11 protein-coding genes are annotated in these 10,235 nt (G+C 49.5%); 4 read left to right on the top strand and 7 right to left on the bottom strand.

The genetic code is table 11. From position 1 onward, the window contains the following. The first annotated feature begins 226 nt into the window (after positions 1–226). From IPL17_RS09085 to IPL17_RS09070, 4 genes are all read left to right on the top strand, one after another. Positions 227–994, top strand: a complete 768-nt coding sequence (locus IPL17_RS09085) for an ECF transporter S component (RefSeq protein WP_345306764.1) — start codon at positions 227–229, stop codon at positions 992–994. Between the two features lie 68 nt (positions 995–1,062). Then, positions 1,063–1,836: an energy-coupling factor transporter transmembrane component T gene (locus IPL17_RS09080; RefSeq protein WP_345306763.1), complete on the top strand. Its 774-nt coding sequence runs from the start codon at positions 1,063–1,065 to the stop codon at positions 1,834–1,836. Further along, positions 1,824–2,672: an ABC transporter ATP-binding protein gene (locus tag IPL17_RS09075; RefSeq protein ID WP_345306762.1), complete on the top strand. Its 849-nt coding sequence runs from the start codon at positions 1,824–1,826 to the stop codon at positions 2,670–2,672. The genes IPL17_RS09080 and IPL17_RS09075 overlap by 13 nt, the downstream gene beginning before the upstream one ends. Further along, complete coding sequence (locus IPL17_RS09070) at positions 2,669–3,388, top strand: ABC transporter ATP-binding protein (protein WP_345306761.1); 720 nt, start codon at positions 2,669–2,671, stop codon at positions 3,386–3,388. The genes IPL17_RS09075 and IPL17_RS09070 overlap by 4 nt, the downstream gene beginning before the upstream one ends. A 154-nt stretch (positions 3,389–3,542) precedes the next feature. Here IPL17_RS09070 and IPL17_RS09065 read toward each other — a convergent pair whose 3' ends face one another. From IPL17_RS09065 to IPL17_RS09035, 7 genes are all read right to left on the bottom strand, one after another. Then, the gene (locus IPL17_RS09065; RefSeq protein WP_345306760.1) at positions 3,543–3,941 is read right to left on the bottom strand and encodes a PPC domain-containing DNA-binding protein; all 399 of its coding nucleotides are present in this window, start codon (positions 3,939–3,941) and stop codon (positions 3,543–3,545) included. A 52-nt stretch (positions 3,942–3,993) separates the two neighbouring features. Then, on the bottom strand, positions 3,994–4,554 hold the full coding sequence (locus tag IPL17_RS09060) for a phosphatase PAP2 family protein (RefSeq protein ID WP_345306759.1): 561 nt from the start codon (positions 4,552–4,554) through the stop codon (positions 3,994–3,996). Next, positions 4,551–5,297, bottom strand: coding sequence for an NTP transferase domain-containing protein (locus IPL17_RS09055; protein WP_345306758.1), 747 nt, complete (start codon positions 5,295–5,297; stop codon positions 4,551–4,553). Before IPL17_RS09055 ends, IPL17_RS09060 begins: the two co-directional genes overlap by 4 nt. 91 nt (positions 5,298–5,388) lie before the next feature. Beyond that, complete coding sequence (locus IPL17_RS09050; RefSeq protein ID WP_345306757.1) at positions 5,389–6,294, bottom strand: quinate 5-dehydrogenase; 906 nt, start codon at positions 6,292–6,294, stop codon at positions 5,389–5,391. A 141-nt stretch (positions 6,295–6,435) separates the two neighbouring features. Then, on the bottom strand, positions 6,436–7,056 hold the full coding sequence (locus IPL17_RS09045) for a FumA C-terminus/TtdB family hydratase beta subunit (RefSeq protein ID WP_345306756.1): 621 nt from the start codon (positions 7,054–7,056) through the stop codon (positions 6,436–6,438). A 10-nt stretch (positions 7,057–7,066) separates the two neighbouring features. Continuing rightward, on the bottom strand, positions 7,067–7,939 hold the full coding sequence (locus IPL17_RS09040) for a fumarate hydratase (protein WP_345306755.1): 873 nt from the start codon (positions 7,937–7,939) through the stop codon (positions 7,067–7,069). A gap of 1,008 nt (positions 7,940–8,947) precedes the next feature. Next, on the bottom strand, positions 8,948–10,111 hold the full coding sequence (locus IPL17_RS09035; protein WP_345306754.1) for a GNAT family N-acetyltransferase: 1,164 nt from the start codon (positions 10,109–10,111) through the stop codon (positions 8,948–8,950). Positions 10,112–10,235 lie beyond the last annotated feature (124 nt).

Raw genomic sequence — 10,235 nt, 5'->3', positions numbered from 1 at the left:
TTGACCTTTCGGGCGGGGTTTCGATGGGCAACATGTTCGCGGACTTTTACAATATGACAAATAAAAGTGCTAATATGAAAGTGGCGTTGGGTGTTCGCCCGCGCGATTTTATGGAGCTATTTTTGGAAAGGATGGAAAAACTGGCAGAATCCATTACGTGACCTTTGAAATAGAACAGTGTTGTTATCGATAGAAATTCATCAATTAACTCAAAGGAGAAAATAAAATGGAAATAATTTCCCAAAACGTAACCTACTTTATTGTTGTTATAGCAATAATGATTCTTTTATTTGCATGGGCATATGTTACCAAGCGTGCGCAGAAAGATTTCGTTACTATGACATGGGTGCTCATCCCAGTGGCAATTGCAATTAATTTAACAATTGGACAAATAGTATTGGTTCTAAAGTTGCCTGTCTATCTGGACAGTATTGGCACAGTTTTGGTAGGCGTAATATGCGGGCCTTGGGCGGGTGCACTTACTGGTACACTCTCTAACATTATCGCTGGTATCATACTTGACCCCGGGTGGTTTCCTTGGTTCCCTGTTGCCGCCGCCATCGGGGGAACAGCGGGTGCAATGGCAAACATCGGTTATTTCAAAAACTGGTGGAAAGTGGTTGTTACGGGCTTTGTAATTGCCATTGTTGCCACAATCGTTGGAACTCCGATCAGCATTGCTGTTTTTGGCGGTATCTCGGCCAGTGGTTCCTCAATCATTACCGCGTTTTTGCTTGAGACCGGCCGAAGTCTGGTAGCTGCTGTTTTAACTACTAACTTCATTTCTGAGCCACTCGACAAGATAGCGACCAGTCTTTTGGCTTTTGCGATTATTGATGGTCTTTCAACACGATATTTATCCCGATTCCCTCGTGGCGAAAATGCGATGGTTGAAAAGGGGCAAAAACAAACCCAATTGATCATTGCCCTGGTGGTCGTTGTGTTGCTTATTCTATTTGGTATTTTCGTATTACCGCGCATTACCGGCGGTTAACAAGCCGCTTTTGCGGGAGGAGAAAAAATCTCCTCCCGCATTTTTATTTTCAGGTAAGATATACATTAATGAGTCTCAATCGTTCTTTTTTCGTTCCAATAAACAGTCGCTTGCATAAGCTAAATCCATTGACAAAACTCACCTTTGTTTTTGCAATGATAATTCCTGCTTTCATTTCCCTGCCTAAATTGGCACCCGTTCTTGCAATTCCAATTTTTATTGCGGTGGTTGTAGGGAGAGTTCATAAGCAATATCTGAATTTATTGATTAAGCTTGTACTTCCAACCACATTATTTATGTTCATTATGCAGAGTCTGTTTTTACCTGGCGGAGAAACGATTCTTTTCACCATCGGCATTTTTGAGGTCGCCAGGGAAACGATTTTGTCTGCATTTTTAACAGTATCCCGTATTTTTGTAATGATTTCTTCTTTTGCCATATTGTTATTAACCACGCATCCAAGTGAATTAATGTCTGATCTAACCCGTCGCGGTCTGCCCTCTCAATTTGCATACGTCATTATTTCGACCTTGCAGATATTGCCTCAAATGCAAGCCAAAGCACAGACCATCATCTCTGCGCAAAGATCACGCGGAATGGATACAGATAGCACATTCCTCAAACGGGTTGGTTCAGTTCTACCGCTCGTTGGTCCGTTGGTCTTTGGTTCTTTGGCGGAAGTGGAGGAGCGCGCCATCGCCATCGAAGCGCGCGGCTTTACATCCAAGAAAGTCAAAACTTCCCTGTACGAAATCCCCGACCGAAGTTCAGATAAGATCATTCGCTGGGTTCTCATCATTCTTGTCATCATCTCCATTGTGTTAAATCTATGGCCTTTGTAAACCTGCAAAACGTCACGTATAAATATCCGCTCACGAAAACGCCTGCACTGCAAAATATCAATTTGCAGATCAATGAGGGCGAGTTCGTTGCGGTCCTTGGCTCGAACGGCGCGGGCAAGTCCACGCTGTGTTATGCGCTGGCGGGATTCGTACCGCATTTTTTCAAAGGCGAGATCAGCGGAAGCATTGAAGTGGCTGGCATGGAATCCAGCAAGTCCACGCTGGATGAATGGGTGTTGAATGTCGGCCTCGCGTTTCAGAATCCGTTCAATCAGATCTCTGGCGCAAAATATACCGTCTTTGAAGAGATCGCTTTCGGATTGGAAAACAACGGCGTGCCACGCGCAGAAATTCGTCCGCGCGTGGAGAACGCCATGAAATTGACCGACATCACTAATCTGGCAGACCGTTCCCCCTACTCACTTTCCGGCGGACAGCAGCAGCGCGTCGCTCTGACCTCGATCCTGGTCATGCAACCCAAACTGCTCGTCCTCGACGAACCGACCTCGCAAATGGACCCGATCGGCACACGCGAAGTCTTTGGTGTGGTACGCAGAATGGCTGAAGAGGGCATGACTGTTGTGATGGTCGAGCACAAAATGGAATGGATCGCGAACTTCGCAGACCGAGTCATTGCGCTGAAAGACGGGCAGATCCTTATGGAAGGAAAACCCAACGAAGTTTTGACCTCTGATGTTCTGGCGGAAAACGGATTTGGAATATCTCGTTACACATCCACAGCCAGGGAAGCCAGGAAACAAGGCTTGTGGAAAAAAGAAACTTTACCTGTCACATTGGATGAGGCGGTGGCAGGGTTTGCAGGAAACGCACGATGAAAATAGAAATCAAAGACCTCCGTTTCACATACCCCACAGGGCTGGAAGCCCTGCGCGGCATATCGCTCAGCATTGAAGCAGGCGAACAGGTTGCCATCGTCGGTCAGAACGGCGCGGGCAAGACCACCCTCGTGAGACACTTCAACGGGCTGCTGCAACCCACTGCCGGGTCGGTTCTGATCGGTGATTGGGATACGAAGAAAAATTCAGTTGCCAAGCTCGCGTCACGGGTCGGCTATGTATTTCAGAATCCAGATGAACAATTATTTTCAAAGGATGTGGAGACCGAGATCAGGTTCGGCCCGCGCAATTTGGGATATTCAAAAGAGAGAATTGACGAGTTGGTCAAACGTGCGCTGGCATTGACCGAGTTAAGCGACAAGACCGAGACCAATCCCTACGACCTATCCCCCACCTGGCGCAAGATGGTCGCGCTGGCTTCTGTCATTGCAATGGATACGCCCATCGTTATCTTTGACGAACCCACCACGGGTCAGGATGCAGTCAATGTGGCGCGCATCGCGCATGTCATTGCAGAACTGCGCAGAGAAGGCAAGACCGTCATCACCATTACACACGACATTGATTTCTGCGCGGAAAACTTCGAGCGCGTGATCGCTTTTTCGGAAGGACAAGTGTTGTTGGACGGAGGCAGCCCGATGTGTTTGGTCAGGAGGAAATTCTTGCGCAGACATATGTCGATCCGCCGCAGCTGACTCGTTTGGGGAAAAGGCTGGGATTGAAAGAGACGGTCGGAAATCAGGAAGAGTTCCTAACGTCATTGCGAGGAACGAGCGATAGTGAGTGACGAAGCAATCCCCAACTCGACAAGGAGGTTGCTTCGGGCGGACCCGCCCTCGCAACGACATGTTATTTTTTATAAACCACCAATTCTTCATACCCCGAATCATTTTCCAATTGCTCGCGCTTATAGATCACATCATCAAACTCGGCAATGACAATTTCTGCTGTGGTGTAAATTTTGCATCCTGAAACAAGATGCCCGCCGATGGTTACACCGTCGCCGTTTGAGATGGAAATATGAAGGTGTGAACCATTGGTTGAGACCGTGCCCGTCATGGACACGATCTCAAAATATCCGTCATACTCATTGGGCCGAGGGCGGTTTGCAAGGCGCAGGGTCGCATGGGTCAGGCTTCCCACTGAAGAAAGCACACAGCCTGCGTCTATTTTATTTTCTGAGACAAATGCCTCGATGGAATCAAACAGATCCTGCCCGGGTTTGAGACGAAAAGTATATGATTGCATATGAATCTCCTAAATAAAAAAGAAGGTCAGGTTTGAAGCCTGACCTTTGATTTCACCAAAGCACGAAGCCGATCAACCCTTCCAGCCAATCCACCATCGGCGGATAGATTTGCAGGCCGATCAACCCGACGATACTGCCGAGGACTCCGCCCGCAACGACGTCAGATACATAATGCACGCCCATCGCCACACGGGCAAGCGATACCAGCGGCGCCCAAACCCAAAGAAGAATAGCAAGCCAGGGCGGAGCGAGAGCCGTCCCAACGACTGCGATCAAAAACGCGCGGGCGGCATGTCCAGAGGGGAAGGAATGCGGATCGGTGTTGCGGTAAATTCCGCCCCACTCGCCTTGCGGCCTTTCGCGTCGAACCAGAAATTTGATCGCCAGCACCACGCCAGCCAATCCAAGAATGCCAAAGAATTCAACCACTTCCCAATGTTTCCAGCCGGAGGTGCTGAAGAACCAGGCTATGATCAGCGCGGCCCACCAAAACCACGAGTCACCGGAGTGGGCGAAGAAGACCGCCAAAGTACGCAAAACGCCCGGCTTTTCGGCCACGCGTAATCGGTCGGAGAGCCGGGCGTCGAGTTCAAGCAAAGACCGTAAACTCATTTTTCCTTGGCCGCTGAATTCAATTTTTTATTTAATCTTTTCTCAGCCGCGACGGCTTTCTTTTTTTGACGGGCAAGGTCTTCGCGCATGATCTCCAACTGGTGGGGTTTATCCACATCCATGCACGGTTCAGCCTGCGACCAGAAAATGGCGCGCCCCTTGAGCCCGATCCTGGCTGATGCTTTTTCCACCAACTCCTGCAATGTGATCTGGCGTATGAACATCCTGAACAGAATGTCAAAACCAATGACTGCAGCCGAACGCAGCGGACTCTTGCGGCTTCCGATCAATTGTTCCCATGTATCGAGATGCGTGGTCGCCATGCTGACGTGGATCACATTCATATCGGCACCGCAGACTTGCGCATCTTTCAATTTGGTGTAGGTGCGATGAGATTCGGGATAACGAGTCTCCATCACTTCCTGCGGACAGACACCGTAATACAGATCATCCTTCGTTTCCATGGCGGTCTCTATCAGCCAATCCACCATTTCGCCTTTAATGGCGGGAATATCGGAAGACACGATCAATACATATTCGCTCTTCTTATTCAACTCAATGCATTTATTAACACCCGCGACAATGTTCGCGAGCATACGACCCTGATTGGAGATGTAGTGAAGGGGTTTTGTGCAGGTCAATCCGCTCTTTGGCGAAACGCCGATCACAATAACATTATCCACTTTTGTGGAATTGCCCAAAGCATCCAACACCCATTGGACCATGGGCTTGCCAGGCGACATCGATCAAAGCCTTGGAACTGCCATTGGAAAATTCGTATAAAGGGTCGCCGGGCTGTGGGATTCCACCGGCAGTCACGATCGCATCCATAATTTAATTCAACTCCTGTAATTGCGGCTCGAAGCCAAGTTTATCCAACATCTCGGTTAATTCAGGCCAGGTGAGGGCGCGTCCCTTTCCAGAGAGGGCCACCAACGCGGCTTCCATCATATTCGTGCCAAAGGAACGTCCGTCCAGAACGGGGGTGGTGGTGACAAGATATTTCACGCCCGCTTTTTTAAATTGAGCGACATCTTCAGGGGTGGTGGTATTGGTCACGATCACTTTGCCTGTCAGGTCATCCGGCATAAAACGTTTGATGTAATGACAATCGCCGGCAATGACAGTCGCCCAGGCGTAATATTTTCCAAACTTGGGCGTGCGCTTCTCCTGTTTTTCACCAGTGGGATAGATCCATGCAAAAGGCAATCTGCCCACAATCGGCATCATCAACGCGGCCACAGTCTTAAGCTGGCTGATCTTGCGAATGGCCATCGGCAGATCCAGGCCGAACATGAGATCACCAAAGATGGTTTCATAACCGGCATCAGCAAAGGCCTGCGAGAGTCCCCAACGATCAACACCCACGGTGACCAGTACCTTGCGGCCGTGTGCCTTAATATAATCGCCAATTTTTTTATCTAAAAATGCGGGGGCTTTGTTTTCAAGTGTGTTCTTTAATCCGCCGCCATCAACGAGAGGAGTTTTCTTTACATACCTTACCATCGGGGATACGGAATGCAGGGTGTACCATTTTCCATCCGCCATCACGCCCAAATCCGCGCCGCCTACACCAAAGGCATCCACCGTGCCGTCCAGTTCTTTGTATTTCAACGCGGCGGCTTCCATGTCTCCATCTGTGCCGATCCGTTCGATGCTTATCTTTTCGCCAAGTAAAGTGACCTCAACAGCTTTATTGCGTTTGGAAGAACCAATGCTTATGCTGACTGCTCGTTTCATAAATATACTCCTCTTCGGGTGGATTTCAGGCGAAAGTATACCCCGAAGTCTGGGGCATGAGAATAAAGTCATAAGTGAAAATAAAAAACATGGGATTGCCGCTTCTGGTAATCCCATGTTTCAATATGATTATCTAAAATTTTAGCGGGTCATCAACTCTTCCAGAACCTTCTTTGAAGATGCATCAACCACAGCGTGCTGACTGCCGCCATGCGAATCCATGGTGACCACTACCGGGAACTCTTTTACTTCAATGACCCAGATCGCCTCGGGAACACCGAAATCCATTTTGAACACACCATGAACTTTTGTAACGGTCTGGGCGATGTAGGAAGCTGCGCCGCCGATGGCGTGGAAGTAAACTGCGGGAGTTTCTTCACAGCCCTTGAGGGTCTTGGCGCCCATGCCGCCCTTGCCGATCACACCTTTGAGGTTGAAGTGTTTCATCACATCGGCTTGATACGGTTCCTCGCGGATGGACGTGGTCGGCCCGGCCGCCACGAATTTATATTCCTTTGTATCCAGCCCGGAGACGACCGGTCCGCAGTGGTAAATGACCGAGCCGTTCAATAGTTTTTTCAATTCCTCATAGACCTGCAGATCATCGCCCTGCGGCGCGCGCGTCTTTTTGATGAAAGTTTCCATCATCCATTTGTGGACTGCGTCGCGCCCGGTTACCATCATGCCGGAAAGCGCAACCGCATCCCCAACTTTCAGGTCGCGGATGACATCATCAGTAATTGGAGTAGTTATCTGTTTCATCATAGTCTCCTTAATCGTAAGTGATCTCTTCGCCTCTCACCGTCATCTTGCGACGGCGATATGCCCAGCACATATATGAAACAGAAACAAAATACGAGGCGGGCAGGCGGCTCAAGCCAACGATCTTGGTATCCAGCACAGTGGTTTTGCCGCCAAATCCCATTGGGCCAATTCCCATTTCATTGGCTTCACTGGTCAGCCGTTCTTCTAACTCGGCGATCTTCGGGTCGGCATTGCGTGTGCCCATTTCACTGAACAACACTTCTTTGGATTTGATATAAGAAGAGCCGCGGTCACCGCCGATGGAGACGCCCAAAATACCGGGCGCGCATCCCTGTCCCTGCGCCTTTTGCACCGCATCCAAAACCACTTTGCGCACACCAGCCAGGTCACGCCCCGCGCCGACCGTGTTATCCGGCAGGGAATATTGACGGCCAACATTTTCACATCCGCCGCCCTTGAGCATCAACTCGATGGTGAGATCATCGCCTTCCACTTCTTCAAAATGGACATACGGGAAGTCGTCGCCGCCGAGATTGTTGCCTGTGTTTTTGTCATAGATGGCGTCCACAGCATTCGGTCGCATATAGGACCGTTTGGTGGCTTCCGCCATCGCAGAGCGGATCTGCTCTTTGAGCTTGATCGTGGACAACCCGACCGGATAATGCACATAAAAAATAGGCGTGCCCGTATCCTGGCAGATCGGCGTGGACTGGGCACGGGAGAGATCAATATTCTTGAGAATGGTCTCCAACGCCCCGCGCGCCGGAGAGCCTGGTTCTTCCTTTTCGATGGACGCGCGCAAGCGCTTCTCCACATCCGGCGGCAGGCTGGACGATGTGCGGCGGATCAATTCCAAAATTTCATTTGTCAAATCTCGCATGGAACCTCCATTTTGACAAATATTTTCCCGGCCCCTTATCGCATCCATCCTGAAGGGTCCCCTACAGATTGATTCAATATATTCTATGTTGTTTGACGGAATTTGGCCAACCCTTCCTTATCTCGGGGATAAAAGCATGACAAATTATGCAGGACTGATCTTTACCCCGTTAGCGTTGGCACTCAACCGCCCGGTCCCTTTTTGTCGCTGACTAACTTGTGTGTAGCGGCCGCATTATAACTCTAGGCCATTCTGCAATTCTTACTTTACCTAATTGTTTTCTAGTTGCCATGTTTCTGTGCCAGTACAAGACGGGACCCGCCCAGGCACCTGTTCTGTAGTATTTGACATACCTCCACAAGCATTAATCTAAACTCTATCAGAATTATTTAGACCATTTCCCCATTTGGCTGTTCTGGGGATCTGCCCATACAATCTTGGCCCTTTCCGAACCTTCTTTTCAGTCAAGTGACTTTTGGTCGCTTTACTTCATCTTTATAACTGACATCGCATTTGATTGAAATCCCATCGATTCGACTTGCCTGTGATTGTCTTTAGGATAACAGTTTCATCAGCCATTCCAATTTTTCCCTGTGCCATTATCACTTATAGGTCCCATAAGGTTTCTTCGATCCTTTGTTTTGTTTTGGCCAGGTATTTCAGCCAGTTCCATGGTAGTCATCAGTTGGCTATCGCCTCGTTAATTTGTGTAATAAAGGTGGCTCATTTTCAAACCAGGTTGGATGGCATCAGTCTCCAGGCAACTCCATCTCTCATCAAATCGCCACATTTTGCTCCGCCCACAATTGCTGGAGCTTTCACCACCACTTCATAATTGTGTTTTCGTAACCCTTTACTTGCACCCGCCCTCGTCACAATATCCACCTTGTCCGCATCAACGACTCCTCCCTTTACCATGATGGTATCCCTGGTTCTGGGTTTAGTTTCAGACCCCACGTGCTATCAGTTTGCCTCTATATCCCATTCCCATAATGGTGTAGTTCTGTCTCACCCACTGTTCCTGTATGGCAGGAATTGGGATAAAGTTGGGTGGAATAATTGTCCCATTTGGCGGCAGTGTAGCAGGTCCTTCGCTCCCCCAATTGGGCTGCAGATGGCTGATACAAAAGAAAAAATTAGAAAGAACGCGCGCCCGATAAACCTCCCGCGCGTCAACTTCACCCGCATTACATACTTATTCACCGCGCCGAAGCGGTATTTGTATTCTTCATCGCCGCGCATGAAGTCGAATTCATGGCGTTTGTTTTCGCAGGCCCACTGTAAAACGTGACCGAGCAAGACCCAGCCGGGAGAAAGATCCATAAAATCGCGGTTGACGCCGGCGTTATAGCCCCACAACTTGCCGTTGTAATCAAAATTAAGCGCGGCCGCGATGCGTTGACCGTCCGCTTCGAGGAAGGCCAGCCAAAGCCAGCCGTTCTCCTGTGCGGTGCGGATCACGGCCCGCATTTGGTTGCGCATGGGCTCACGTAAAAAGCCCGCCTTGCCCTGGTCCTGTTCCATCAAACCGAGAAAGGCGTCTATTTCAGCATCCACATCGGCCATGTCCGAGATGAACCAGCGCACGCCGCGTCCGCTTTCTTCGGCGCGGCGCATTTTACGGCGGATCTCGTGGCGTTGTTTCTTTTCGACGCGCGAGAGATATTCTTCAAAGTCACCGTTCAAGGCAATGCGCGGCGTGGGGCGGTAGATCTCTTCGAGATGAGTCCAGCCGCGTTTGGCGGCTTCATCTCGAAGGGCGGTTAATGTGGTGGATGAATCGGGTATGTTATACCAATCGACAGCGCGCCATTTATCGGTTAAGGTTGAGGCGAGAAAATCAAACAGTCCGCAGAGGAAGCTGGCATGGTCATCAGCATGCACGATCAGGTCAAGATAATCGGATATTTCAATACTGCCGTTCAGCAAAAGCGCCTGATGGCCGTCGTATTCCGCGATGAAGAGCGGTGCGATACCAACCAGCTTTTCATCCTCGCGGGCGCTGACGAGCACCAGTTCAGCCTGAGTCCATTCGCCGCCGCCGCGATGCTCCCACCAGACGCGTTGATATTCATAACGTAAAAAAGGGTTATCGCTGACCGAACCTGTTAACAGGTTATTCCATTCCTGTGGATCAATTTCAGAAAAATCGTTGTGAAGTGTATATTTCATGGCCGCCGAATTTTACCAGTTATAATGATGTGAAAATGCAAAAAACCTGACAGGTTTCCATTATGCGCCTGCAAATCAATTCGCGTTCTGCAAAAACCCGTCAGATTTGATATGCGCTCAGGGA

It is taken from the genome of Candidatus Villigracilis saccharophilus (assembly GCF_016711665.1).
Note: the sequence above shows the minus strand (reverse complement) of the source record. Positions and strands in the feature narration are given on the sequence as shown.